25 protein-coding genes, 1 pseudogene and 1 other annotated feature are annotated in these 24,350 nt (G+C 40.7%); of the genes and pseudogenes, 4 read left to right on the top strand and 22 right to left on the bottom strand.

Annotated features, from left to right (window positions below; translation table 11 throughout):
- Positions 1-108: 108 nt before the first annotated feature.
- The 7 genes from proC to RYL77_RS03105 all read right to left on the bottom strand — a co-directional run bounded on the left by proC (position 109) and on the right by RYL77_RS03105 (position 7,533).
- A complete protein-coding gene (gene proC, locus RYL77_RS03135) occupies positions 109-906 on the bottom strand; it encodes a pyrroline-5-carboxylate reductase (RefSeq protein WP_315009788.1) in 798 nt (265 codons plus the stop codon).
- A 3-nt stretch (positions 907-909) separates the two neighbouring features.
- On the bottom strand, positions 910-2,172 hold the full coding sequence (locus RYL77_RS03130) for a glutamate-5-semialdehyde dehydrogenase (protein ID WP_315009786.1): 1,263 nt from the start codon (positions 2,170-2,172) through the stop codon (positions 910-912).
- Between the two features lie 9 nt (positions 2,173-2,181).
- Positions 2,182-3,291: a glutamate 5-kinase gene (gene proB / locus RYL77_RS03125; protein WP_315009784.1), complete on the bottom strand. Its 1,110-nt coding sequence runs from the start codon at positions 3,289-3,291 to the stop codon at positions 2,182-2,184.
- Positions 3,292-3,391: 100 nt separating this feature from the next.
- On the bottom strand, positions 3,392-5,287 hold the full coding sequence (locus tag RYL77_RS03120) for an MBL fold metallo-hydrolase (RefSeq protein ID WP_315009782.1): 1,896 nt from the start codon (positions 5,285-5,287) through the stop codon (positions 3,392-3,394).
- A gap of 2 nt (positions 5,288-5,289) precedes the next feature.
- Positions 5,290-6,177, bottom strand: a complete 888-nt coding sequence (locus RYL77_RS03115) for an RluA family pseudouridine synthase (protein ID WP_315009780.1) — start codon at positions 6,175-6,177, stop codon at positions 5,290-5,292.
- On the bottom strand, positions 6,167-6,628 hold the full coding sequence (gene lspA, locus RYL77_RS03110; protein WP_077804944.1) for a signal peptidase II: 462 nt from the start codon (positions 6,626-6,628) through the stop codon (positions 6,167-6,169). The genes RYL77_RS03115 and lspA overlap by 11 nt, the downstream gene beginning before the upstream one ends.
- Positions 6,625-7,533 (bottom strand): LysR family transcriptional regulator, encoded by a 909-nt coding sequence (locus tag RYL77_RS03105; RefSeq protein ID WP_001025693.1) that lies wholly within the window; start codon positions 7,531-7,533, stop codon positions 6,625-6,627. The genes lspA and RYL77_RS03105 overlap by 4 nt, the downstream gene beginning before the upstream one ends.
- Here RYL77_RS03105 and RYL77_RS03100 point away from each other — a divergent pair.
- Positions 7,526-7,600, top strand: a pseudogene (locus RYL77_RS03100) (AraC family transcriptional regulator); the annotation flags it as partial. The gene RYL77_RS03105 and the pseudogene RYL77_RS03100 sit on opposite strands and share 8 nt — an antisense overlap.
- Before the next feature lie 251 nt (positions 7,601-7,851).
- Here RYL77_RS03100 and rpmA read toward each other — a convergent pair.
- The 4 genes from rpmA to RYL77_RS03080 form a co-directional block, all read right to left on the bottom strand.
- Entirely contained in the window at positions 7,852-8,145 is a 294-nt protein-coding gene (gene rpmA, locus RYL77_RS03095; protein ID WP_000916509.1) for a 50S ribosomal protein L27, read from the bottom strand.
- Positions 8,146-8,161: 16 nt separating this feature from the next.
- Entirely contained in the window at positions 8,162-8,506 is a 345-nt protein-coding gene (locus tag RYL77_RS03090) for a ribosomal-processing cysteine protease Prp (RefSeq protein ID WP_000613699.1), read from the bottom strand.
- 15 nt (positions 8,507-8,521) lie between these two features.
- A complete protein-coding gene (rplU, locus tag RYL77_RS03085) occupies positions 8,522-8,836 on the bottom strand; it encodes a 50S ribosomal protein L21 (RefSeq protein WP_315009777.1) in 315 nt (104 codons plus the stop codon).
- 36 nt (positions 8,837-8,872) lie between these two features.
- Positions 8,873-9,052 (bottom strand) — a sequence feature (ribosomal protein L21 leader region).
- A gap of 58 nt (positions 9,053-9,110) precedes the next feature.
- Positions 9,111-9,815: a YoaK family protein gene (locus tag RYL77_RS03080; RefSeq protein WP_315009775.1), complete on the bottom strand. Its 705-nt coding sequence runs from the start codon at positions 9,813-9,815 to the stop codon at positions 9,111-9,113.
- A 141-nt stretch (positions 9,816-9,956) separates the two neighbouring features.
- On the opposite strand from RYL77_RS03080, the gene RYL77_RS03075 reads away from it, so the two are divergent.
- Together RYL77_RS03075 and RYL77_RS03070 are read left to right on the top strand one after the other, a co-directional pair.
- Positions 9,957-10,940, top strand: a complete 984-nt coding sequence (locus RYL77_RS03075; protein WP_315009773.1) for a Gfo/Idh/MocA family oxidoreductase — start codon at positions 9,957-9,959, stop codon at positions 10,938-10,940.
- Positions 10,930-12,012, top strand: coding sequence for a DEAD/DEAH box helicase (locus RYL77_RS03070; protein WP_315009771.1), 1,083 nt, complete (start codon positions 10,930-10,932; stop codon positions 12,010-12,012). Before RYL77_RS03075 ends, RYL77_RS03070 begins: the two co-directional genes overlap by 11 nt.
- Before the next feature lie 150 nt (positions 12,013-12,162).
- On the opposite strand, the gene tuf is transcribed toward RYL77_RS03070, so the two are convergent.
- Both tuf and RYL77_RS03060 read right to left on the bottom strand, forming a co-directional pair.
- The gene (tuf, locus tag RYL77_RS03065) at positions 12,163-13,359 is read right to left on the bottom strand and encodes an elongation factor Tu (RefSeq protein WP_001040724.1); all 1,197 of its coding nucleotides are present in this window, start codon (positions 13,357-13,359) and stop codon (positions 12,163-12,165) included.
- A 205-nt stretch (positions 13,360-13,564) separates the two neighbouring features.
- Entirely contained in the window at positions 13,565-14,674 is a 1,110-nt protein-coding gene (locus RYL77_RS03060; RefSeq protein WP_315009762.1) for an AI-2E family transporter, read from the bottom strand.
- Between the two features lie 102 nt (positions 14,675-14,776).
- Between RYL77_RS03060 and pbp3 the strand changes: the two genes are divergently transcribed.
- Positions 14,777-16,018, top strand: coding sequence for a D-alanyl-D-alanine carboxypeptidase PBP3 (pbp3, locus tag RYL77_RS03055; protein WP_315009761.1), 1,242 nt, complete (start codon positions 14,777-14,779; stop codon positions 16,016-16,018).
- Positions 16,019-16,102: 84 nt separating this feature from the next.
- Here the strand turns inward: pbp3 and sufB are convergent, their stop codons facing one another.
- From sufB to RYL77_RS03010, 9 genes are all read right to left on the bottom strand, one after another.
- The gene (gene sufB / locus RYL77_RS03050) at positions 16,103-17,515 is read right to left on the bottom strand and encodes a Fe-S cluster assembly protein SufB (RefSeq protein WP_315009759.1); all 1,413 of its coding nucleotides are present in this window, start codon (positions 17,513-17,515) and stop codon (positions 16,103-16,105) included.
- A gap of 57 nt (positions 17,516-17,572) precedes the next feature.
- On the bottom strand, positions 17,573-18,013 hold the full coding sequence (sufU, locus tag RYL77_RS03045) for a Fe-S cluster assembly sulfur transfer protein SufU (protein WP_315009757.1): 441 nt from the start codon (positions 18,011-18,013) through the stop codon (positions 17,573-17,575).
- Positions 18,000-19,226 (bottom strand): cysteine desulfurase, encoded by a 1,227-nt coding sequence (locus RYL77_RS03040; protein WP_315009755.1) that lies wholly within the window; start codon positions 19,224-19,226, stop codon positions 18,000-18,002. Before RYL77_RS03040 ends, sufU begins: the two co-directional genes overlap by 14 nt.
- A gap of 10 nt (positions 19,227-19,236) precedes the next feature.
- Positions 19,237-20,499: a Fe-S cluster assembly protein SufD gene (gene sufD, locus RYL77_RS03035; protein WP_315009753.1), complete on the bottom strand. Its 1,263-nt coding sequence runs from the start codon at positions 20,497-20,499 to the stop codon at positions 19,237-19,239.
- Between the two features lie 27 nt (positions 20,500-20,526).
- A complete protein-coding gene (gene sufC / locus RYL77_RS03030) occupies positions 20,527-21,297 on the bottom strand; it encodes a Fe-S cluster assembly ATPase SufC (RefSeq protein ID WP_000114489.1) in 771 nt (256 codons plus the stop codon).
- 150 nt (positions 21,298-21,447) lie between these two features.
- Complete coding sequence (locus RYL77_RS03025) at positions 21,448-21,642, bottom strand: DUF3272 domain-containing protein (protein ID WP_001081602.1); 195 nt, start codon at positions 21,640-21,642, stop codon at positions 21,448-21,450.
- A 27-nt stretch (positions 21,643-21,669) separates the two neighbouring features.
- Positions 21,670-23,328, bottom strand: a complete 1,659-nt coding sequence (gene dnaX, locus RYL77_RS03020; protein WP_315009751.1) for a DNA polymerase III subunit gamma/tau — start codon at positions 23,326-23,328, stop codon at positions 21,670-21,672.
- The gene (locus RYL77_RS03015; RefSeq protein ID WP_315009749.1) at positions 23,328-23,825 is read right to left on the bottom strand and encodes a GAF domain-containing protein; all 498 of its coding nucleotides are present in this window, start codon (positions 23,823-23,825) and stop codon (positions 23,328-23,330) included. Before RYL77_RS03015 ends, dnaX begins: the two co-directional genes overlap by 1 nt.
- Positions 23,826-23,910: 85 nt before the next feature.
- Positions 23,911-24,350: S1 RNA-binding domain-containing protein (locus RYL77_RS03010; RefSeq protein ID WP_315009747.1), on the bottom strand; the 440-nt coding region annotated here is incomplete at its 5' end.

Raw genomic sequence — 24,350 nt, 5'->3', positions numbered from 1 at the left:
ACTCATTTCTTTTTTACTACTTCTATTCTATCAAAAAAATAGGGGTTTGTGACAATCTTTTTGTCTTCTCATTTCAGCCACCATAAAAGAGGCAGTCAAAGCCACCTCTTATTTACCTAGTTTTTTAGTTCGTTTGTAGGCTTTTTTGACTGCCTCCATAACGGTTCCTCTAAAGGCATGTGCTTCTAAACTAGCTACACCAGCAATAGTAGACCCCCCTGGACTACAAACCTTGTCTTTCAATACTCCTGGATGTTCTTGAGTATCTAGAACCAATTGACCTGCTCCAATAACTGTTTGAGTTGCCATTTGTAGAGCAGTTTCTCGTGGCAATCCTGTCTGAACACCTGCATCCGCCAAAGCTTCAATGAAAAGATAGACAAAGGCTGGTCCACAACCTGCAAGACCCGTTGCAGCATCGATTAACCCTTCACTGATTTCAAACAATAAACCAGCATGTTGTAAAAGTTGACAAAAGACTTCCTTATCATCTACTTGGCAGTTAGCTGACAAGGCATAACTAATGACTCCTTGACCGATAGAAACTGGAGTGTTGGGCATCATACGAATCAAACGGTGCTGACTTGGAACAAGACTAGCTAGTTTTTCCAGCGTTATACCCGCTGCCATGGAAATTAAGAGCAGACTCTCTCGTTTTTCAAGAATATCTTGAGATTCTGCAAGTAAAGTAGATATCTGTGCTGGCTTGACAGCTAGAAAAATCACATCTGCTTCTGCAAAGATTTCTTCATTGCTAGAAGCTTGGCCTCCATAACTAGCGATAAAAGTATCAACCTTATCGTTACTTAGATTAGAAAGAAGAATCGTGTCAGTGTTTCTAGCTTGCCAAACAGCCTTGGCCAAGCTAGCTCCCATATTTCCCAAACCGATAAATCCAATCTTCATTTTTCACTCCCTTATCTGTCCATCACCAGCAACTACATACTTGTAACTGGTTAATTCTTTTAAGCCCATTGGCCCACGTGCATGGAGTTTCTGAGTAGAAATCCCCATTTCACAACCAAGACCAAATTGACCTCCATCTGTAAAACGCGTTGAGGCATTGACATAGACTGCTGCAGAGTCCACTTGATCTGTAAAGTAAGTTGCAGCCTCAGCATTTTCAGTCACAATGGCATCCGAATGATGGGTACTGTGTGCTTCAATATGCGCAACCGCTTCTTCTAAACTGCTCACTACTTTAACAGCTAGGACATAGTCTAAAAACTCGGTATCAAAGTCTTGAGCCCCAGCTGCTTGGCCTGAAACAAACTGACTTGCTTTGCTATCCAAGCGGAATTGAATTGGTTCCAGTTCAGCTTCTTTACGATCTGCAACCAGCACTTGCTCTAAACGAGGAAGGAAGCTTGCTGCCTTGTCTTCATGAACCAGCAAAACCTCCATGGCATTGCAAACGGAAGGACGACTAGTTTTAGCATTGTTTATGATCGATAGAGCCTTATCTTCATCCACATCCTTATCCACATAAACATGAACAATTCCAGTTCCTGTCTCGATAACTGGTACAATAGCATTTTCAACCACGGCATTGATCAAACCAGCCCCCCCACGAGGAATAAGAAGGTCTAGATATCCCTTGGCCTTCATCATGGCATAGCTGCTTTCTCGGCTGGTATCTTCCACCAGTTGAATCACATCTGGATGAATGGTAGTCGTCTCCAAGCCCTTCTTCAAGGCTGTGACAATGGCATGAGCTGTTTGATAAGCATCCTTCCCACTACGAAGAACGACCGCATTCCCACTCTTGAGAGCCAAAGCAACCGCATCAGACGTCACATTTGGACGGCTTTCATAGATAATGCCGATAACACCCATAGCCACACGTTTCTTTGTGATAACCAAACCATTTTCAAGCTGACTTGTTTCTAAGACTTCACCGATTGGATCTGGTAAAGCAACCACTTCACGAATCCCAGTTGCCATCGCTTCTATACGTCCTGCATCCAAATAAAGACGATCCAGCATCACATCTGAGATTTTCCCCTTGGCCGCTTCCATATCGAGGGCATTGGCCGCTAAAATTTCCTCAGTAGCTGCTATTAAGTGATCAGCCATGGCTAGCAAGGCTTGGTTTTTCACCTCTTGACCAGCTGTATTGATCGATTTTTTAACAGTCTGTACCTGTTCAAACTGTTCTTGTGTACTTACCATAGTTTACCTCTAAAATTCTGTAAAGAGTAGTTGGATTTCAGGCGTAATGGAAATCCAGTCATCACGGTGAATCAAGACACCCTTGGCTTTTTGAGAACGCAACATATCCTCCAAAGCAGATGCCCCAAATTGCACGCGTCCTTTTCCAAGTGATTTTCCACTTTCCTTGTCAAATACTGTCACGATATCACCGTAAGAAAAGGCTCCTTCTGCGTCAACAATACCAGATAAAAGAAGACTCTTTCCATGTTGGGAGAGGGCTTCTGCAGCCCCTTTATCAACCCAAATAGAACCTTGACTCTGAGCATAAAAGGCCAGCCATTGTTTCTGGGTACGAAGTCCCTTCTCTTGAGCAACAAAGTAGGAACCATCCTTGGTCTCCTCAGCTGCCTCAATCATGGCATCTGACTTCAAGGATGAGCAGATATAAACAGGAACTCCTGATTCTGTCGCAATAGTTGCAGCCTTGATTTTTGTTAACATGCCCCCAGTTCCGTTTGACGAACCAGCTCCACCGGCCATATCGATAATCTCACGGTTGATAGTCTCGATTCGCTCCAAGTGTTTGGCTGTTGGATCTGAATTAGGATTTCCAGTATAGAGACCGTCTACGTCTGTCAAGAGGACCAAAAGGTCTGCTTGGACCATGGCTGCTACCTGCGCACTTAGAGTATCATTGTCCCCAACCTTGAGCTCATCAATAACGACACTGTCATTCTCATTGATGATAGGAATCGCGCCACGGCTAAGTAGAACTGACAAAGCCTGATGGGCATTTTTATAACGGCGCTTATCCACAAAGTCATCCTGGGTCAGCAAGATTTGTGCAGAAACGATTTGGCGCAAGAGAAGATTGGTCGTGTATTCTTCCAACAAAAGCCCTTGCCCTACCGCTGCTGAAGCCTGTTTATCAGCAATCTTAGTCGGACGCTTTTTAAATCCTAAGGCTCCAAAACCTGCAGCAATGGCACCTGACGACACCAAAATCAATTCATGACCAGCCTCGTGCAACATAGCCAACTGCTGGGTAATAGCCTTTACCTTACTACGTGATAAACTTCCATCCTCATTCGTCAGAGAAGAAGTCCCCACCTTAAAGACAATCCGTTTGTATTTCATAGTCTCACTCCGATTCTTCATATTTATCCATTATAACATGAATGGCAGGAAATAGAAAAGAGTTGATAGGAAAAAGAAGGCCCTAAAACCTTCTTTTTTACTACTGTTCTGATTCCGATTTGTTTGCACTCGTTTCAGAGCTTTGTGAAGTTGAAGAAGTCAAATCTTGACTAGTTGAAGAACTTGTAACACTTCCATTTTGAGTCGTTTCTTTATTTTCAAAATATTTTTTCACTACTTCTTTGGATTCTTTTATTTCTGAGTTACTTGTATCTCTAGTGGTAGCAGATTTCTCTACCGGAACATCCACTAACCAGACTCCACTTGAATCAACAGTATAGCCTTCTGGTGTCTTACCGTTCACAAGTAATTGACCATTTTCTTTCAAGAAGTACCATTTATCCTTGTCTTTAATCCAACCAACAGCTCGTGAACCATCTTCCTTGTAGAAATACCAAGCATTTGCCTTTTTAAGCCAACCTTGCTTCATAGCTCCTGAATCTTCCAGATAGTAATGATGACCAGAAACTTCTATCTCACCTGTCTTCATGATACCAGTAGAATCCATATAGTACCAGGTTTCTTTATCTTTTACCCAGCCCGTTTTCATTTCCCCTGATTGAGCAAAGTAATACCATTGCCCCTTATATTGAAGCCAGCCTGTCTTCATAGAACCATCAACATCCAAATAATACCACTGTTCTTTATCTTGAATCCAACCAATTGCCATCTGGTTTTCTTTGTTGAAATAATACCAGATTCCATCAATTTTCTTCCAATTTTTAGCAGCGGCACCAGAGTCTGTCAAATAGAACCAACGATTGTTCCATTTTTTCCATTGATTCTGTAACAAGATACCCGTTTGGTTAAAGTAATACCAGTCACTCTTAATTTCATTCCAACCGACAGCATACTCTCCTGTAGAATCAGGTGCTTGATACCACCAATTCCCATAAGCACTCTTATGCCAACCAGCTTGAAAACTTGGAATCGGCTTGTAGGATGTTGAAATGTTTACTAAACCGTCTTGTCGAATATCAAAAACTGTCGCATCATAGTCTTTGCTGGCTGCGTTTATATGTTGAATTCCCATTGATTCAAGCCAGCTAATATATTCCCTATTTATTTCTTCACCGCTATCATACGAACCAATTGGTGAGGAAGAAGTTTGAACAATTATCTCAGGAGACAAATTTCTTATAAAATTTTTTGTATTAGAATTTTTTGTATCTAAATGATGATTAAACTTCATCAAATCAACTTTTCCAATAAGAGAACCGTACTTGTCTTCTGCTCCATGAACATTATCTAAGTCTCCCCCAAGGTAAATTTTCTTGCCATTGACTTTTACCACACTAATCAAGGAATTGGAATTGTCATCCCAAACAGGTTTAAGATTTCCATTCTCATCATATTCATTTTCATAATTATAGAGCTGAATATCCATGTCCCCAAACTGAAAATGAGCATCTCCTTGTGTGATGTTTTGAATCACTGAAACACCTTTTTCTGCGGCAGTCTGTAAAACCTTATCATAGCCATACAGATTATCCCAAAGACGTTCAGGCTTAGTAATACGATTATCACTATATTTCTTAAGATAGACTCGGTCAACTGGATAAGTAGACAGTAATTCATCAACATTTCCAATATGGTCACTGTGGGTATGTGTTACCAAAATAAAATCAAGCTTTGGGACACCCAATTCCTTCAAACGACGAAAGACACGATCTGTTAGAACATGCTTATAAGTGGTATTGATACCCTGTCTCCATGGATAGCGAGAATCACTGCCGTCTGGGAAATCATAATCCTCTCCTGTATCCACCATGGCAAAATGTCCATTGCTTTCAAGAATAATCGCATCACTGCCACCTTCATGAACATTGATAAAGTGAATTTTATTTCCTGAACTTTCTTGAGCTTGAACATTTCCATACCATGACAAGCCTAAAAAAGCGCCCACAAGTGCTAAACTAGTTAATTTCTTTTTCATTCTTACTTTCCCAATCTCTCTAATGTTTCCTTAAATATCTCTGGGATATCTGCTGTAAATTCCAAGGTCTCACCTGTTCGTGGATGCGTAAAGCCTAGAGTCTTGGCATGAAGAAATTGTCCATGTCCTTTCAAAGTCTTGCGAGGACCATAGACTTCATCACCAGCGACTGGATGGCCGATATAAGCCATGTGAACACGGATTTGATGGGTACGCCCTGTCTCCAGCTGCAACTCTACCAAGCTATAATCGCCAAAGCGTTCCAAGACATGGAAACGAGTCACTGCAGACTTCCCTTTAGCAGTCACAGCCTGTTTCTTACGGTCTTTTTCACTACGACCAATCGGAGCTTCAATCACACCACGATCATTAGGTAGATTTCCATGAACAATCGCCCAATATTTGCGGAGAGACTTTTTATCCTTAAGTTCTTGGGCAAGTGCTAGATGCGCCTCATCGTTTTTAGCAATCATGAGAAGGCCTGACGTATCCTTATCAATACGGTGAACAATTCCTGGACGCAGAACCCCATTGATACCCGACAAGTCCTTAATATGATGCATAAGGGCATTTACTAGAGTTCCACTAGTATGACCAGCACTCGGATGCACAACCATCCCCTGAGGTTTGTTAACGACGGCCACATCCTCATCTTGGTAGATGATTTCTAGCGGAAGATTCTCAGCTACATACTCTAAAACCTCTGGCTCTGGCACATGGTAAGTGACGACATCGCCCTCTTGAACTGTGTATTTAGCTTTCTTGACTTGGCCATTGACCAAGACCTGGCCTGATTTGATTTGTTCATTCGCGAGACTGCGTGATAATTCTGTCAAATCCGACAAAGCCTTATCTAAACGCAGGCCACCAGTTTCAATTTTAATTTCCATTTATTTCCTCTTTTAACATTGCAATCAATAAAATAATCACTCCAACCGTCAGATAGCTATCTGCCACATTGAAAATTGCAAAATTGATAAAGTCAAGGTGGAACATATCCACAACAAAGCCCTGACTGACTCTGTCAATAAAGTTTCCAAGACCACCTGCGATAATCAAGGTCAAACCCAAGACCATCCAGAATGAGTCCTCCATGTGTTTATGTAGATACCAAATGGCACCCACCATGACTACCAATGTAATGATAGCAAAGAACCACTGCTGGTCTTGTAGCATCGAAAAGGCAGCCCCTCTATTTTGCAGGTAGGTCAAGCTAACGAAATTGGGAATCCAAGAACGCACTTCACCCAGTGGAATCTGCTGTACGATATAGGATTTGACTAACTGATCCAGCGCAATCAAAAGCAGTACAATGACTGCCACTATTCCTCTTTTTTTCATGATTTCCTCTTCTGATCAAAATATTCTTGCATGACTTCTACGAAAAGAGTCCCAGCCTGACTGAGCTCCACTTCTTCCCGTTTAACATAGACCATGCGGTTATCTAGGTTATCCTTGAGACGAATAACTGTAATGCCATTGACACTATCACTATCTAAAAATCCGGAACCTGTTGCATAAGCATCCGTCCGCTCCAAAATACCATTCAAAGTAGCACGGTCTGTCACATTGAACATCTGTGAGCTCGCACTGGTATCAACAAAGTTCTCTGAATAATAAAGGTACTCGTCTTTCTCTTGAGTAAAACGAACCGTTGGTAGATCCGCTAAATCCTCCATTACCAATTCCTCTTTCTGAGCTAAAGGATGCCCTTCACGAAGATAAATGTGAGTATGGAAGGGAATCAATTCAATGACTTCCAGACCCAGCTTTTCAACCCGCTGCATGATCCCCTTTTTATTTTGATTGTTAAGGTAGATAATCCCAATCTCACTATGCCCTTGGGCTACTTCGTCTAAGATTTGAACAGTAGTTGATTCAAAAATACGGAAGTTCTTATAGTCAGGATAACGCTCTGAAAAGGCCGTAATGGTTGGTGGCAAGAAGTCATAGTGCTGACTGGCAATGGAAAATTCATCCTTTTCTTCCTCAGGATTGGCATACTGATTTTGAAAAATATCAAATCCTTTAACCAATTCTTGCGCTTTTTCATAAAATTCCATACCACGACGAGTCAAGAAAGTTCCTGAGCTGGTCCGACGGAAAATCTTAAAACCCAACTCTTTTTCCAAATCACGAACAGAAATAGACAAACTCGGCTGGCTGACATACATCTTTTCAGCAGCTTCACGGAAAGTACCACTATTGGCAATGGCAACAACATAGCGTAATTGTTGAATGTTCATCTTCTACCCCCAACTTCTTTATCTTTTCATTATACCATATTTTAGAAGTTTTCCAAAAAGGAAAAAAGTCAGGAAATTTTCAAGTCTCAATGAAGACTCTAACAACCCAATGCAAAAATTAGAATGATATCTTTTTTAGTCTTAATTTTATTTCAAGCAAATAAAAACAGCAAATCTTGTTGATTTACCGTTTATAATATGGGTACCAAACCAAAAAAACAGGCTCTCCGAAAACTCGGAAAGCCTTATTTTAAGCTATTTCTAGCTTCCTCGCCTTTAGATTTCAAGGCTCGGGATAAAAAGGTTCACTGGACCTTTTTATTTAGCGATTGGGTAAACAGAAACTTGTTTTTTATCGCGTCCTTTACGTTCAAAGCGTACTACGCCTTCAACTTTAGCGAACAAAGTATCGTCTCCACCACGTCCAACGTTTACACCTGGATAGATGTGTGTACCACGTTGACGGTAAAGGATTGATCCACCTGTTACAGTTTGTCCGTCAGCTGCTTTAGCTCCAAGACGTTTCGCTTGTGAATCACGTCCGTTTGATGTAGAACCTCCACCTTTTTTGTGGGCGAAAAGTTGCAAGTTGTTAAGAGTCATTTTTAACATAATGTTTTCCTCCGTGTTAGTTTTCTGTGATAACTCTGGTTTGGACGAACTCAGAAGAGTTCTCCGATAAGTTTGCCATACCTAAGAAAAATGATTCAAAGAATAACTGGGTCATTTCTCTCTGGTGTGAAGGAAGATCTTTTGGAATTTCAACCATCAGATAGCCACCTTCATCTTCGTTTAATTCTAGGATTGGTTCATAGCCTGCAAATTTTTCAATGGAATTGATAAAGTTAATGGCAAGCGTAGAAACCGATGCACACACGACATCTAAGCCGTATTCGCCACTCTCGGCGTGTCCAGTAATTTCCGCACTCCTCAGCTCGCCATCTTCGGCTCTCTCAAAGACTGCTTGTATCATGTGTTCTCCTTAAAATTAAGCGTTGATTGCGTTGATGACAACTTTTGTATATGGTTGACGGTGACCTTGTTTACGGTGGCTACCTTTTTTAGGTTTGTACTTGTAAGTAACAACTTTCTTTTGTTTTCCTTGTTTTTCAACAGTTCCAACTACAGTAGCTCCAGCAACAAGTGGAGTTCCGACAACAGTGTTTTCACCACCAACAAGAACAACTTCGTTAAAAGTAACTTCTTGACCAGCTTCAATGTTCAATTTTTCAACGTAAACTGCTTGACCAACTTCAACTTTAACTTGTTTTCCGCCAGTTTTGATAATTGCGTATGTGCTCATTATGCACCTCCTATGATTTTTATGGGTTTCCCCGATTTTTTTGTGAAGACTCGCCTAGCATCGTGGGACGAACCACTTAAAAGAAGAGCTCTAAGTATAACAAAGAATAAACTAGGAATTGAGCCGAAGGCATAACTTATGTTAGGCAAGGCGACAATGACGAAGTTTAAATTTGTTATACGACGAGCAACGATGTTCGTGCGGTTGCACAGGAATGTGCATAGTCAACTCTTCAAGTATAGCATATCTCCTATTTTCTTACAAGTAATAACACCTAAAATGAAGCTTTTTCTTTTACTTTTTTCTGCCAAGAGGCAAAAAGCATGCTAATGTAAAAAATGCTCATCATAATAGGAACACCAAGAATGGTCTTTTCATGATAGAAAATCGTCAAATAGGCTGAAAAGACAACGCCAAGGACAAAACTACTAAGCAGGCTAACAAATATGAACCCTTCACGCAAAAAAGGAGTGTGCTTGGTTCGGAAATAATCTCCAAAAGCCAGCATGGTCCGTTTGATATTTCCTGTCATAAAGGCATTGTTATAAGCAATACCCGATACTTCTCCAAAAGCGGTTGTCACCAACCCCATACAGAAGGCCAAGGGCGGTACTAAATAGATATTATCCACAGTCTGAGGCACAAAACCAATAATGATTGATAAGATTGCCAAAGGAAGCAATGACAAAATTGGTTTTTTCACAATTCTCAATTTTTCCTTATAAACAGTTAATAAAAAGACACCCATCATAAAAGCTAGTAAGGTGAGAACCTTGTCCCTAACATCTGAAACATTATTTTGGATTAATTCTACTGATAGAAAGACAACATTCCCAGTTTGTCCAGCTACAAGAGTATTCCCTCGCACAATAAAAGTATAGGCATCTACATATCCTGCACAAAAAGTCAAAAAAAGCGCTAGCCTCTTAGACTGACGTGATATTTTTCTTATAGGTAGTAACCTCATTTTCCCTCCCATTTCATTTACTCATCTCATTATTGTACCACTTTCTTTGGAAAAGACCTAGTAGCTTATTTGAAAATTTTTACCCTCTGTTGGATAGTCTCGTCTATCTATGTTATAATGAAAGAAGGATTTGAAATCGGAAAAGGAGTATTTATGCTAAGATTAGGTGTCATCGGAACAGGCGCTATCAGCCATCACTTCATAGAAGCAACCCATACCAGCGGAGAATACCAGTTGGTCGCAGTCTATTCTAGAAAACTAGAAACTGCAGCAACCTTTGCTTCTCGCTATGAAAATATCCAACTATTCGATCAATTAGAGGACTTCTTTAAGACTTCCTTTGATGTAGTCTATATCGCCAGTCCAAACTCCTTACATTTTGCTCAGGCACAAGCTGCCTTGTCTGCAGGTAAACATGTCATTCTTGAAAAGCCAGCTGTCACTCAGCCACAAGAATGGCTAGATTTGAAACATACAGCTGAGAAAAATCACTGTTTTATATTCGAAGCAGCTCGCAATTACCATGAAAAAGCTTTCACTATCATCAAAAACTTTTTAGCAGACAAGCAAGTGTTAGGGGCAGATTTCAACTATGCCAAGTATTCTTCTAAGATGCCGGACTTGTTGGCTGGGGAGATACCAAATGTCTTCTCAGATCGTTTTGCTGGCGGTGCTCTGATGGATTTGGGAATTTATCCCCTATATGCGGCTATTCGTCTCTTTGGAATGGCTCAAGACGCGACCTATCAGGCTCAACAGCTTGACAATAGCATTGACCTAAATGGAGATGGTATCCTCTTCTACCCAGACTTTCAAGTTCACATCAAGGCTGGGAAAAACATCACTTCCAATCTTCCTTGCGAGATTTATACGACAGATGGCACCTTAACCCTCAACACGATTGAGCATGTTCGCTCGGCTATTTTTACCGACCATCAAGGCAATCAAGTCCAACTCCCTATCCAACAGGCTCCTCATACGATGACTGAGGAAGTCGCTGCATTTGCACAGATGATTCAGCAACCAGACCAGACACTCTACCATAATTGGCTGGACGATGCAAGCTCTGTTCATGACCTACTATATACCATGCGCCAGACTGCTGGCATTAGATTTGAGGCAGAAAATGAAAACTAAACTACCGACTGAATGGCAAGAACTGAGCGACCAACTCGGTTTCCAAGAATTTACCCCCATTCAAACCCAACTATTTGAGCCCCTTCTTGCTGGAGAAAACCTCCTAGGAGTGAGTCCAACAGGAACTGGCAAGACCCTCGCTTATCTCCTACCAAGTCTTCTCAGACTACAAAAGAAAAAAGCCCAACAACTCTTGATACTAGCACCAAATACGGAACTTGCTGGTCAGATTTTTGATGTATGTAAAACGTGGGCAGAAACTATCGGCTTGACTGCCCAACTCTTCTTATCAGGTTCGAGTCAGAAACGCCAGATTGAACGCCTAAAAAAAGGACCAGAAATTCTGATTGGAACTCCTGGCCGTATCTTTGAACTAATTAAATTGAAAAAAATCAAGATGATGAATGTGGAAACCATCATCCTGGATGAATTCGACCAATTACTAGATGATTCTCAGATTCACTTTGTCGAGAAAATCACTCACTACGCACCGCGTGACCACCAACTCGTCTACATGAGTGCGACGACCAAGTTTGACCAAGAAAAGATTGCGCCCAACACACGTATCATTGATCTTTCTGACCAAAAATTGGACAACATCCAACATTTCTATATGCAGGTAGATCAACGTCACCGAGTGGATATGCTACGAAAACTGGCTCATGTTGAGGATTTCCGCGGACTAGTCTTCTTTAACAGCCTATCAGACCTTGGAAGTGCAGAGGAAAAATTACAGTATCGGGATATCTTGGCTGTTTCTCTAGCTAGTGATGTCAATGTCAAATTTAGAAAAGTCATCTTAGAAAAGTTTAAAGATAAGCAACTAACCCTGCTTCTTGCAACAGACCTTCTGGCTCGTGGAATTGATATCGATAGTCTAGAGTGTGTCGTAAACTTTGATGTCCCAAGAGACATTGAAACCTACACCCACCGCGCTGGACGTACTGGCCGTATGGGCAAGGAAGGTTATGTGATTACTCTCGTCACTCATCCAGAAGAAATCAAAAAACTCAAGAAATTTGCAAGCTTACATGAAATTGTCTTGAAAAACCAAGAACTCTATATCAAATGAAGCCCCCTTTGCTCTATGCACATCAAGTGTATGGAGCTTTTTTGTAAGCAATTCTTTCATTTTAGTTCAATACCAGAAAAAAGAACCTTGCATAGCAAGATTCTTTTAGTGTCTGACTTAAATAATTGTTCTTCTGGGAACTAAATCGAATTAAGCTTCGATTTCTGTAACCATACCTGAACCAACAGTACGTCCACCCTCACGGATAGAGAATGTAGTACCTTGTTCTACGGCGATTGGGTGGATCAACTCAACGTCGATTGTCACGTTATCACCAGGCATTACCATTTCAGTACCTGCTGGAAGTTCGATTGAACCTGTAACGTCAGTAGTACGGAAGTAGAATTGTGGACGGTAGTTGTTGAAGAATGGAGTGTGACGTCCACCTTCTTCTTTAGTAAGGATGTAAACTTCACCTTTGAATTTAGTGTGTGGGTTGATTGAACCTGGTTTAGCGATAACTTGTCCACGTTCGATTTCATCACGTTGAACACCACGAAGAAGGACACCTACGTTATCTCCGGCAAGACCTTCGTCAAGTTGTTTACGGAACATTTCAACACCAGTAACAACTGCTTTTTGAGTTTCTTCTTTGATACCAACGATTTCGATTTCGTCGTTGACTTTAACGATACCACGGTCGATACGTCCTGAAGCAACTGTACCACGTCCAGTGATTGAGAATACGTCTTCGACTGGAAGAAGCAATGGTTTGTCAGTGTCACGTTCTGGTTCTGGGATGTACTCATCAACTGTGTTCATCAATTCCATAACGATGTCTTCGTATTTAGAGTCACCTTCAAGGGCTTTAAGAGCTGAACCTTGGATAACTGGAAGATCGTCACCTGGGAAGTCGTATTCTGAAAGTAGGTCACGGATTTCCATTTCAACCAATTCAAGCAATTCTTCGTCGTCAACCAAGTCAACTTTGTTCATGAAGACGATAAGGTGTTTAACACCAACCTGACGTGAAAGAAGGATGTGCTCACGAGTTTGTGGCATTGGTCCGTCAGTTGAAGCTACTACAAGGATAGCTCCGTCCATTTGAGCGGCACCAGTGATCATGTTTTTAACGTAGTCCGCGTGTCCTGGAGCGTCGATGTGAGCGTAGTGACGTTTTTCAGTTTCGTACTCAACGTGCGCAGTGTTGATTGTGATACCGCGTTCGCGTTCTTCTGGAGCAGCATCGATAGACGCATAGTCTTTAGGTTGGTTAACTGATGAAGGCAAGCGACGTGCCAAAACAGTTGTGATAGCTGCAGTTAGGGTAGTTTTACCGTGGTCAACGTGTCCGATAGTACCAATGTTAACGTGTGGTTTACTACGATCGTATTTTTCTTTTGCCATTTGAGTAAAAGCCTCCAATAAAATATATTTTATAGATAGACAGTAGGCAATACAGTCTAACTTTCCTTACTATTTTATCAAATTTCAGCTAAATTGCAAGTGTTTTACAAAGTTTTTGTGAATTATTCTTAATCTGCTAATCTAAACGACACTTCTACTCCTATCACTCAGCTAAACAAAAAGAAAAATCAGGAATTCCTGACTTTTACTTAGCTAATTCTCTTTCTCGTTCTTTCATTATTTTATGATTTTCATACAAACGTGATAAAAACTTAGAAATTTCTTTTAAAATAGAATAGGTTGGTACTGCGACAATCATACCAATGACACCATAGATATTACTTGATAACAAAAGTAATACCAAAATTGTAATTGGATGAACCTTCATCACCCCACCTACGATTCGAGGGTAAAGGATGTTCCCATCCACTTGTTGAATGATCAGCATGTAAACAACTGCAATCAGCATTCTATGAGGATCAGTAAAGACATTTGCGATAATCATTGGAATCAAGCCAATACTTGGTCCCACATACGGAATGAGATTGGCTAATCCTGAAAAGATGGCGAAGACCAAAGCGTATTTTAAACCGATCACGCTATATCCGATAAAGGCCAAACAACCAATAATAATCGCATCAATTGCGACACCACTAATATAGCGAGCAATTGTCGCATTCAAATTCTTTAAAAGACCTGCAATATGCAACTTATCTCTCTTTAAAACAGTACGTTCAAGCATCGGTAAAAATTTGTGACCATCTAACAAAAAATAAACCAAAAACACAGGTGTCATGATAATAATTAAAACAGTACTAAAAAGAGCTGATAGGATACTTCCGACACTATTCGTCACACTATTTAGGATATTTTGTAAAATATCTACATAGGAGAGATTTAACTGTTGAATAGTCGCTTGAATATCTAAATTTTGAAAGGCTGGATAAGTAGATAAATCCACAATCAAATCTTGTAAACGACTGTAGATAGTCTGGCTAGTCGCAATCAAGCTGGTCAACTGATTAACCAAAATCGGTAAGAGATAGACTACCCCAATGACAAGCCCCCAAACCAAGGCACACAAGGTTAGTAGAATACCAATGATACGATTAATTTTGAAATACTTTTGTAAAAAATTTACAATAGGATTGGTCAAATAATATAAAAAACTACCTAGAAGAAAGGGAATCATGATGGTGTTTGCAACACTTACAAAAGGCGTTATAATCCCCCCCATCTGTCTCCATAAATAAAAGATGATGGTTAATAGTAAAATCTCACTGGTCCAAAAAAATAATTTATTCTTACGAAACATGAGGTACCTCCATTCATCTATTTTACCACACTTTCAAAAAAGCTTCTTTCTTATATCATGAAACTGGAAATATTTTTTTCTTTATGATAGAATAAACTTACTATGAAAAAAATAATTTTAACTCTTTTAAGCCTTTCCGTTATTGGCTCAGCATCTACTGTTGCTGCTCAAGATTTTAATATTGCTGCTAAACATGCAATTGCCGTTGAGGCAAATACTGGTAAAATTCTCTATGAGAAAGATGCAACCCAGCCAGTTGAAATTGCTTCAATCACAAAGTTAATTACTGTTTATCTTGTCTATGAAGCCTTGGAAAACGGCAGTATTACACTATCAACTCCGGTAGATATTTCTGATTATCCTTACAAATTAACGACAAATTCTGAAGCGAGTAACGTTCCTATGGAGGCTCGTAATTATACCGTCGAACAACTGCTCGAAGCAACCCTAGTATCTAGTGCTAACAGTGCGGCTATTGCCCTAGCTGAGAAAATTGCTGGCTCAGAAAAAGATTTCGTCGATATGATGCGGGCAAAACTCTTAGAATGGGGAATTCAGGATGCCACTGTTGTCAATACGACTGGTCTTAACAATGAGACTCTAGGGGATAACATTTACCCAGGCTCTAAAAAAGATGAGGAAAATAAGCTCAGTGCTTATGATGTCGCTATCGTTGCTCGCAATCTCATCAAAAAATACCCACAAGTCTTGGAAATCACGAAAAAACCTTCTTCTACTTTTGCTGGAATGACAATCACTTCTACCAACTACATGTTAGAAGGTATGCCTGCTTATCGCGGTGGTTTTGATGGCCTTAAAACAGGAACAACAGACAAAGCTGGAGAATCTTTTGTTGGTACTACTGTCGAAAAAGGGATGAGGGTTATCACAGTCGTTTTGAATGCAGACCATCAGGACAATAATCCTTACGCTCGCTTCACAGCTACATCCTCACTAATGGATTATATCTCTTCTACATTCACGCTTCGTAAAATCGTTCAAAAAGGCGATGCCTACCAAGATAGCAAAGCCCCTGTACAAGATGGAAAAGAAGATGCTGTAACTGCCGTTGCCAAAGATGATATCTCTCTAATTGAACGTGTTGGAAGTCAATCTTCCCTATCTATTCAATTCACACCTGATTCCAAAGCAATCCCAGCACCACTTGAAGCTGGAACAGTAGTTGGTCATTTAACTTACGAAGACAAGGACTTGATTGGTCAAGGTTACATTACCACAGAACGTCCTAGTTTCGAAATGGTAGCAGAAAAGAAAGTTGAAAAAGCTTTCTTCTTAAAAGTTTGGTGGAATCAATTTATCCGATTTATCAACGAAAAATTATAAAAAAAATCGCGATTTAAACCGCGATTTTTTTGTTATAAGTTCTTCTTCAAAGTCCTTGATTTTGGGTAAATTTAAAATCAAATTTTACCCAACTGATCCTTCCATCTCATAGCTAATCAAGCGGTTCAGCTCAACTGCATATTCCATTGGAAGTTCTTTGGTGAAGGGTTCTACAAATCCCATAACAATCATCTCAGTTGCCTCAGATTCTGACAAGCCACGACTCATGAGGTAATACAATTGTTCTTCTGAAATCTTAGATACCTTAGCTTCGTGTTCCAAAGCGACTTGTGAGTTGTGAATTTCATTAAATGGAATAGTATCTGATGCTGACAAGTCATCCATGATAATGGTATCACACTCGATGTGAGAAACAGATTTCTTAGAGTTTTTGTTGAAGGTCACTTGTCCACGGTAGTCCACCTTTCCTCCGCCTTTAGCGATGGATTTGGACACGATAGACGAGCTTGTGTGAGGAGCGTTGTGGATCATCTTAGCTCCCGTGTCTTGGTGTTGCCCTGCATTAGCAAAGGCAATAGAAAGCATAGTACCACGCGCCCCTTCTCCATCAAGGTAAACAGATGGATATTTCATAGTCGTTTTAGCACCCAAGTTACCATCGATCCACTCAACAGTCGCATCTTTCAAAGCTTTTGCACGTTTGGTTACCAAGTTATAAACGTTGTCAGACCAGTTTTGGATAGTTGTGTAACGCATATAAGCTCCGTCCAAGGCAAAGATTTCTACAATGGCTGCGTGCAAACTATTACTTGAATAAGTTGGCGCTGTACATCCTTCTACGTAGTGGACACTTGCACCCTCATCAACGATAATCAAGGTACGTTCAAACTGACCTGTATTTTCGTTGTTGATACGGAAGTAAGTTTGAAGTGGAATATCTACCTTGACCCCTTTTGGTACGTAGATAAAGGTTCCACCAGACCATACTGCTGAGTTGAGGGCTGCCAATTTGTTATCTGTTGGCGGTACCAACTTAGCAAAGTATTGTTTAAACAAGTCTGGGTATTCCTTGAGGGCAGAATCCGTATCTGTAAAGACAATCCCCAATTTCTGGAACTCTTCCTTCATGTTGTGGTAAACCACTTCTGACTCGTACTGGGCAGAAGCACCAGCTAGATAAGCACGCTCAGCTTCAGGAATCCCGATACGTTCAAAGGTTTCTTTAATTTTTTCAGGAACTTCATCCCATGAACGAGCTGGCTTATCAGATGGTTTTTGGTAGTAGATCAAGTCATCAAAGTCAATCTCTGACAAGTCTGCTCCCCAAGTTTGCATAGGCATTTTTTTGAAGGTTTCATAAGACTTCAAACGGAATTCTAACATCCACTCAGGTTCTCCCTTAGCAGCTGATAATTCACGAATGACATCTTCATTCAATCCTTTTCCTGTCGATAGGACAGGCTCTACATCATCATGGAAACCAAATTTATATTCACCAAGATCAATTGGTTTTGGTTCTACTCTTTCTTCAGCCATAATATCCTTTCTTTCATTCTTCATTTCTAATAGTTCATAAGACAAAAGAAACTTGTCTTACTTTTTTTCTTGATTTTCAATTGTTTTCTTAAGGGCATTCCAAGCCAAAGTTGCACACTTAATCCGTTGCGGAAATTTAGCAACACCTGACAAGAAGGCTGCATCACCTAGTTGGTCTTGGCGTTCATCTTTTTGCCCTTGAACCATTTCAGAAAAAATGGTCGCAAGTTCTAAAACTTCTTGCTTGGTCTTACCCAAAACAGCATCTGTCATCATACTAGCAGAGGCAGTCGAGATGGTACAACCTGAGTTTAGAAAAGCGATATCTTCCAAACGGTCCTCTGCATCAAACTTGACAGATAGGTTGATGACATCGCCACAGGTTGGATTGTTGAGACTGATTTGTTCAGCGTCTTCCAACTTCCCTTGATGATGTGGATTTTTCGAATGGTCCGCTACCACTGCCATATAAAGGCTATCTAGTTTAGAAAGTGCCATTGAAAAACTCCTTTGTCTTTTCTAGGGCATCGACCAACTTGTCGCAATCTGCCTTGGTATTGTAGATATAAAAACTTGCACGAACTGTTGCTGGAACTTCCAAATATTGGAGCAAAGGTTGAGCGCAATGATGACCTGCACGAACAGCTACTCCTTCATAATCAAGTGCTGTTGCAAGGTCATGCGGATGAAGGTCACCTAAATTAAAGGCAATGACACCTGAACGTTGAGCCAAGTCCTGTGAACCATAAATGGTCAGTCCTTCAATGGCCTGCAGTTTTGGATAGACGTATGAGATTAATTCCTGTTCATGGGCTTCAATGGCATCCATACCAATCTTTTCCAGATAATCAACTGCAGCAGCAAGTCCAATCGCACCTGCCATATTTGGCGTTCCAGCCTCAAATTTCCAAGGCAATTCTTTCCAACTAGCAAATTGCTCATAGACGAAATCAATCATCTCGCCACCAAATTCTACTGGTGACATTTGTTCCAGATACTTCTCTTTGCCGTAAAGGACACCGATACCAGTCGGACCAGCCATCTTGTGACCTGAAAAGGCAAAGAAGTCCACATCCAAGTCCTGGACATCAATCTTCATATGGGGTGTAGATTGAGCACCATCCACCACCATGATAGCACCAACTTGGTGGGCCATTTGAGTGATTTCCTTAATTGGATTGACTACTCCAAGAACATTTGAAGCATGAGCTAAAGATACAAACTTGACCTTATCAGTCAATTTAGCTCGCAAATCATCCATATCTAGAGCCCCGTCCTTGAGATAGACATAGACAAGCTCTGCTCCAGTCTTGCGACAGGCTTCTTGCCAAGGAATAATATTGGAATGGTGTTCCATGACAGAAATCAAGACCTGGTCTCCCTCAGTCAAGACTTCCTCAGCAAAGCGAGCTACCCAGTTAAGACTGGTTGTCGTTCCTCTGGTGAAGAGAACTTCCTTTGTTGAACCTGCATTGATAAACTTACGAATGGTTTCACGAGCAGCTTCATAGGATGCTGTCGCACGTTCCGCTAAGGTATGAACACCACGGTGAACATTGGCATTATCCTGCTCATAGTAGCGGTTAATCGTCTCCAGAACTGCTAGTGGTTTTTGTGTCGTCGCAGCATTGTCCAAATAAACCAATGGTTCATCATTAACAATCTGGTCTAAAATTGGAAAATCCTTGCGAATCACTTCTACATCTAACATAGGCTACCCCTTAGCGTTTTGACAATTTTTCTTCGATAGTTGCAATCATTTCATCACGAACTTCCTTGACTGGAATCTCAACGATAACAGATCCAAGGAAACCACGAACAACCAAACGCTCAGCAGTTGCCTTGTCCAAGCCACGGCTCATGAGATAGTACATATCTTCTGGATCCACCTGTCCGATAGAAGCCGCGTGTCCAGCAGTAACGTCATTTTCATCAATCAAAAGAATTGGGTTGGCATCTGAACGCGCTTGGTCTGAAAGCATGAGAACACGACTCTCTTGTTGCGCATCGGCTCCCTTAGCACCCTTGATGATATGACCGATACCGTTGAAAGTTAAAGTTGCTTTTTCAAGGATAACCCCATGCTGGAGGATATTTCCGATTGAGTTGCAACCATAGTTAGTCACACGAGTATCAATCCCTTGAATCTGACGTCCACTTGAAAGAGCTACCACTTTTAGGTCGGCATGGCTACCGTTACCAATCAGGTCGCTATCAAAGTCAGCAACGACGTTTCCTTCGTTCATAACACCAATCGCCCAGTCAATGCTTGCATCGTTGCCCAATTTACCACGACGGCTAATATAGGCAGTAACGTTTTCACCTAGACGGTCAATAGCCGCAAACTTCACTTGCGCACCAGAACGTGCAATCACTTCGACTGTGATATTAGCAGTCGCTTTTGCACTGCCTTCACCACGTGACTCAAGACGTTCAAGATAACTAATCTTAGAATTTTTACCAGCGATAATCATAATATGCTTGTTAAACGGCACATCGCTATCACTGTCTTGGTAGAAAATTCCTTCGATTGGTTCTTTAATCTCAACATTATCAGGAATGTAAAGAACAGCACCACTGTTGAAATAAGCTGTATGGTAGGCTGCCAACTTGTCATCGTCATACTTAACAGATGACATGAAGAATTCTTCTACGAGTTCTGGAATTTCTTCTAAAGCTGAGTGAAAGTCTGTGAAGATAACACCTTGTTCAACTAATTCAACTGGTATTTGTTCAAAAACTGTATGAGTTCCTACTTGCACTAACTTCAAGTGGTTATCTAGAGCTGTGAAGTCTGGAACATTTGCTGATGGCTCACTTTCTGTAATCGTTCCATCACCTAGATTCCAACGGTGAAATTTGACACGCTCAATAACCGGTAATTCTAGGCTCTCAATCTTATCAAAAGCTTTTTGACGGAGGTCAGCCAACCAGCTTGGTTCAGCGTGCATTTCTGAAAAAAGTTTAATAGTTTCTTTAGTCATTTACTTCTCCTAAAAGATACGAGGGAATTACAATTCTTCCTTGTAGTCGTAGCCAAGTTCTTCAGCTAGTTTTGCGTATCCTTCACGTTCCAAACGCGCAGCCAATTCTGGACCACCAGAAAGGACAACACGCCCTTCCATCATCACGTGTACCACGTCTGGTGTGATATAGTTCAAAAGACGTTGGTAGTGAGTGATAATCATAGCACCAAAGCCTTCACCACGCATGGCATTCACACCTTTAGAAACAACTTTAAGGGCATCAATATCAAGACCAGAGTCAATCTCATCCAAAAGGGCAAAAGTTGGTTCCAACATCAAAAGTTGAAGAATTTCATTACGTTTTTTCTCACCACCAGAGAAACCTTCGTTGAGGTAACGCTCAGCCATTTCTTCTTTCATGTTGAGCAATTCCATCTTCTCATCCAATTTAGTGATAAACTCACGAACTGAAATCTTCTCATCGTCTTCTTTACCAGCATTCATAGCTGCACGAAGAAACTCAGCATTAGTAATTCCAGGAATTTCTGATGGGTATTGCATAGCAAGGAAAAGTCCCATACGCGCACGCTCGTCCACCTCTAACTCAAGAATGTTTACGCCATCAAACAAGACTTCACCTTTAGTTACTTCATAGTTTGGATTTCCCATGATAGCGGCAGAGAGAGTCGATTTACCCGTACCATTTGGCCCCATGATAGCGGCTATTTCACCTGTTTTCAGGGTCAGGTTAACCCCTTTTAAAATTTCTTTTCCTTCAATCTCAACGTGAAGATCTTTGATCTCTAATACTGACATGATAGTTCCTTTCTTTTTCAAGGCCTTTACAGTACTTACTAGAAACATACTTGATTTCCCTAGAAAACACGGTAAAAGGTCAATAAATATACTTTTATAGTATAACAAAAAAAAGCCTAAAAGGCTTTGATTTTGTCTAGAAGCTGAGGACTAGTCTTTTCCTTTCAAATGCTGGTCAATGACATCTACAATCTTGCCCATCAAATAACTAACTCGAAAATTTCGAAAGAGCAAAATGGCCCAAAAGGCTGCCATAATATAGCGACCAGTCATCCAGGCTTCATTAAAAAAATAGGTCTCAGCAGCTGTAAACAGCGCTATGATAATAAATTGTTGTCTATTCATAAACTTATTGTATCATGAAATCTTTCTTTAGTCTTCCTCTACCTTCACTTTATCAGCCAAAAATTCAAATCCTTCTGGAATCAGACTTTCTTCTTCTACTTCTTTTTCAGTTTGAGTAGATTTGGCTTTGGCTGAAAAGGCTGCGCGAACTTCTTTCCATTCCTCCATGGAAATGGCTAAAATCTCAGGTGAAAAACCTGCTGCCTGACTGAGGATATTGCCAAACATGGTGTTGAGATTGTCTCGTTTCATGGTTTGACCAGCATTGAAGTTAGACTCAAAAGCAAGAATAGCGTGGTGTTCATTGGCCGCAACTGGTTGAGATCCAACTAGCAGAGCCTTATCAGGACCTCCAAGACTTTCAATCACCTCTCCCCAGGCATTCTGTAAACGAATCAGATTTTGACGTGCTAAATCAGGATTTTCGACGGCCTCTTGTAAGATAGATTGAACTTTATTGCGATCTACACGATAGACTGTTTTGCCTGCCGCTGGACGACTAGGCGCTGGACTAGTTGACTTGGCTACAGTTCCCACATTGGCGAGTTCTTGTTTGAGACGGGCAACTTCCTGTCTCAGCGTAGCAATTTCATTTTCAACCGCCCCTGAAAGAGCTGGTTCAAGCTCAATCTCTGCCAATCGAATAGTCATCATCTCAGCATAAATCTTGGGCTGCAAACTAGACTTAATATCTGCTAAACTGACTGTCGCTAAGCGAATCATTTCAAACAGATTTTCTTGAGGAAGTGCCAAATTTTCTACAAAGACTGGACTATGATGAGTGTTTTCTCCACCTGTTTGGACAATTAACAAATCTCTTAAATAGTGCAAAAGGTCGGTCACAAAACGAGTCATGCTCTTACCATTGTCAAAAAGAAGATTTAAGCACGCTAGGGCCTTTGGAACATCTTGTTGAGACAAGGCAGCTACATAATCATCCAAGGCTGATAGGCTAATAGTTCCTGTAATTTCTTCAGAGATAGCAGTCGTCAGCTCATTTCCCTGGGTCAAACTCAGAGCTTGGTCTAAAATAGACAAGGCGTCCCGCATCCCACCTTCAGCCCGTCTAGCAATGATTTCCACAGCCTCTGGTTCAGAACTGATATTTTCTTTGTCTAAGATATAGTAGATATGTTCCTTAATATCCTGTGTCTTAATTGATTTAAATTCAAAACGTTGCACACGGGATAGAATAGTGGCAGGAATCTTGTGTAATTCAGTAGTGGCCAAAATAAAGACAACATTCTGTGTTGGCTCTTCCAGCGTCTTTAGGAGAGCATTAAAAGCCCCTGTAGACAACATGTGAACCTCATCTATGATATAAACCTTATAACGGGCAAGGCTAGGGGCGTAGGTAGATTTATCACGAATTTCACGGATTTCATCGACCCCATTATTAGAAGCCGCATCCATTTCGATGACATCTTCTAAACTCCCGTCCGTCACTGCCTGACAAATATAGCAGTTATTACAAGGTTCACCACCCACTTGATTTGGACAATTCATAGCTTTGGCAAAAATCTTAGCCACACTGGTTTTTCCCGTTCCACGAGGACCTGAAAAAAGATAGGCATGACTTATTTTCTCTTGTTCAACTGCTTGTTTAAGAGTCTTAGCCACAACTTCTTGACCAACCAACTGGGAAAAGTTTTGACTTCTATATTTTCGATAAAGTGCTTGATACATTAGGCTTTCTCCCCAAACATTGTAAAGTCCCATTCTGTCTTTTCAAGCAAAATAGCGACAAATTGTTCCAAATAATCTCTATCCATAGTATCATAATCATCAATCTCTGAAGAATCCAGATCCAGAACTCCAAGCAATTGATCATTCTTTATCATGGGCACCACAATTTCACTTTTAGCTCGACTGTCACAAGAAATATAGTTGGGATAGGTACTTACATCACCAACCAGAACTGTTTCCTGAAAATGAGCTGCCTCCCCACAAACACCCTTGCCTAGTGCAATACGGATACAGGAAACACCTCCTTGGAAGGGACCTAAAATCAATTCCTCTCCATCGAACAAATAAAAGCCTGCAAATACAGTATTGGAAAAGCGTGATTTTAAAAGAGCACTGGCATTGGAAAGATTAGCCAAAACATTACTTTCACCTTCCAATAAAAAAGAGAGCTCTTCATTTAACATTTGATAACGTGATTGTTTTTCTGATTCTAACATAGAACTATTATATCAAAAAAGGCTTACAGACAAAAGAAAAATCCCTTGTTTAGAAAACAAAGGATTTTATGAATTTTCAATTTGATTAAAGTTCGATATCACCGAACAAGTCAGCCATTGAGAATCCTGTTTGTGTTTCTGGAAGTTCGAAATCACGTTTTTCTTGACGTTTTGGACGACGTGGACGTGGAGCACGTTTTTCTTCTTTTTGTCCTTCTTCTTGAGCTGGACGCTCTTCAAGAGCTTTGATAGAAAGTGATACGCGCTCTGCATCTGCGTTAACTTCAAGAACTTTAACTTGAACTTCTTGACCAACTTTAAGAGCTTCTTTTGGACTTTCAATACGTTTGTGTGAAATTTGTGATACGTGAACAAGTCCATCAATACCTGGCAATACTTCAACAAATGCACCGAAGTCAGTCAAACGTTTAACTGTTCCTTCAACTACATCACCTTTAGCCAATTTTTGCTCAACGCCATCCCATGGTCCAGGTGTTGTTGCTTTAAGTGAAAGTGATACACGTC

The organism is uncultured Streptococcus sp., from assembly GCF_963516515.1.
Lineage (GTDB): Bacteria > Bacillota > Bacilli > Lactobacillales > Streptococcaceae > Streptococcus.
Note: the sequence above shows the minus strand (reverse complement) of the source record. Positions and strands in the feature narration are given on the sequence as shown.

Excerpts from the sequence above, each read along its gene's own strand:
- lspA (WP_077804944.1), bottom strand. The coding sequence starts at position 6,628 with ATGAAAAAAAGAGGAATAGTGGCAGTCATTGTACTGCTTTTGATTGCG.
- sufD (WP_315009753.1), bottom strand. The coding sequence starts at position 20,499 with ATGACTAAAGAAACTATTAAACTTTTTTCAGAAATGCACGCTGAACCA.
- sufU (WP_315009757.1), bottom strand. The coding sequence starts at position 18,013 with ATGGCACTTTCTAAACTAGATAGCCTTTATATGGCAGTGGTAGCGGAC.
- RYL77_RS03120 (WP_315009782.1), bottom strand. The coding sequence starts at position 5,287 with ATGAAAAAGAAATTAACTAGTTTAGCACTTGTGGGCGCTTTTTTAGGC.
- RYL77_RS03060 (WP_315009762.1), bottom strand. The coding sequence starts at position 14,674 with ATGTTTCGTAAGAATAAATTATTTTTTTGGACCAGTGAGATTTTACTA.
- RYL77_RS03105 (WP_001025693.1), bottom strand. The coding sequence starts at position 7,533 with ATGAACATTCAACAATTACGCTATGTTGTTGCCATTGCCAATAGTGGT.
- RYL77_RS03080 (WP_315009775.1), bottom strand. The coding sequence starts at position 9,815 with ATGGGAGGGAAAATGAGGTTACTACCTATAAGAAAAATATCACGTCAG.
- RYL77_RS03090 (WP_000613699.1), bottom strand. The coding sequence starts at position 8,506 with ATGATACAAGCAGTCTTTGAGAGAGCCGAAGATGGCGAGCTGAGGAGT.
- RYL77_RS03040 (WP_315009755.1), bottom strand. The coding sequence starts at position 19,226 with ATGTTAGATGTAGAAGTGATTCGCAAGGATTTTCCAATTTTAGACCAG.
- RYL77_RS03070 (WP_315009771.1), top strand. The coding sequence starts at position 10,930 with ATGAAAACTAAACTACCGACTGAATGGCAAGAACTGAGCGACCAACTC.
- proB (WP_315009784.1), bottom strand. The coding sequence starts at position 3,291 with ATGAAATACAAACGGATTGTCTTTAAGGTGGGGACTTCTTCTCTGACG.
- RYL77_RS03025 (WP_001081602.1), bottom strand. The coding sequence starts at position 21,642 with ATGAATAGACAACAATTTATTATCATAGCGCTGTTTACAGCTGCTGAG.
- sufC (WP_000114489.1), bottom strand. The coding sequence starts at position 21,297 with ATGTCAGTATTAGAGATCAAAGATCTTCACGTTGAGATTGAAGGAAAA.
- sufB (WP_315009759.1), bottom strand. The coding sequence starts at position 17,515 with ATGGCTGAAGAAAGAGTAGAACCAAAACCAATTGATCTTGGTGAATAT.
- rplU (WP_315009777.1), bottom strand. The coding sequence starts at position 8,836 with ATGAGCACATACGCAATTATCAAAACTGGCGGAAAACAAGTTAAAGTT.
- tuf (WP_001040724.1), bottom strand. The coding sequence starts at position 13,359 with ATGGCAAAAGAAAAATACGATCGTAGTAAACCACACGTTAACATTGGT.
- rpmA (WP_000916509.1), bottom strand. The coding sequence starts at position 8,145 with ATGTTAAAAATGACTCTTAACAACTTGCAACTTTTCGCCCACAAAAAA.
- RYL77_RS03115 (WP_315009780.1), bottom strand. The coding sequence starts at position 6,177 with ATGGAAATTAAAATTGAAACTGGTGGCCTGCGTTTAGATAAGGCTTTG.
- proC (WP_315009788.1), bottom strand. The coding sequence starts at position 906 with ATGAAGATTGGATTTATCGGTTTGGGAAATATGGGAGCTAGCTTGGCC.
- RYL77_RS03075 (WP_315009773.1), top strand. The coding sequence starts at position 9,957 with ATGCTAAGATTAGGTGTCATCGGAACAGGCGCTATCAGCCATCACTTC.
- pbp3 (WP_315009761.1), top strand. The coding sequence starts at position 14,777 with ATGAAAAAAATAATTTTAACTCTTTTAAGCCTTTCCGTTATTGGCTCA.
- dnaX (WP_315009751.1), bottom strand. The coding sequence starts at position 23,328 with ATGTATCAAGCACTTTATCGAAAATATAGAAGTCAAAACTTTTCCCAG.
- RYL77_RS03130 (WP_315009786.1), bottom strand. The coding sequence starts at position 2,172 with ATGGTAAGTACACAAGAACAGTTTGAACAGGTACAGACTGTTAAAAAA.
- RYL77_RS03015 (WP_315009749.1), bottom strand. The coding sequence starts at position 23,825 with ATGTTAGAATCAGAAAAACAATCACGTTATCAAATGTTAAATGAAGAG.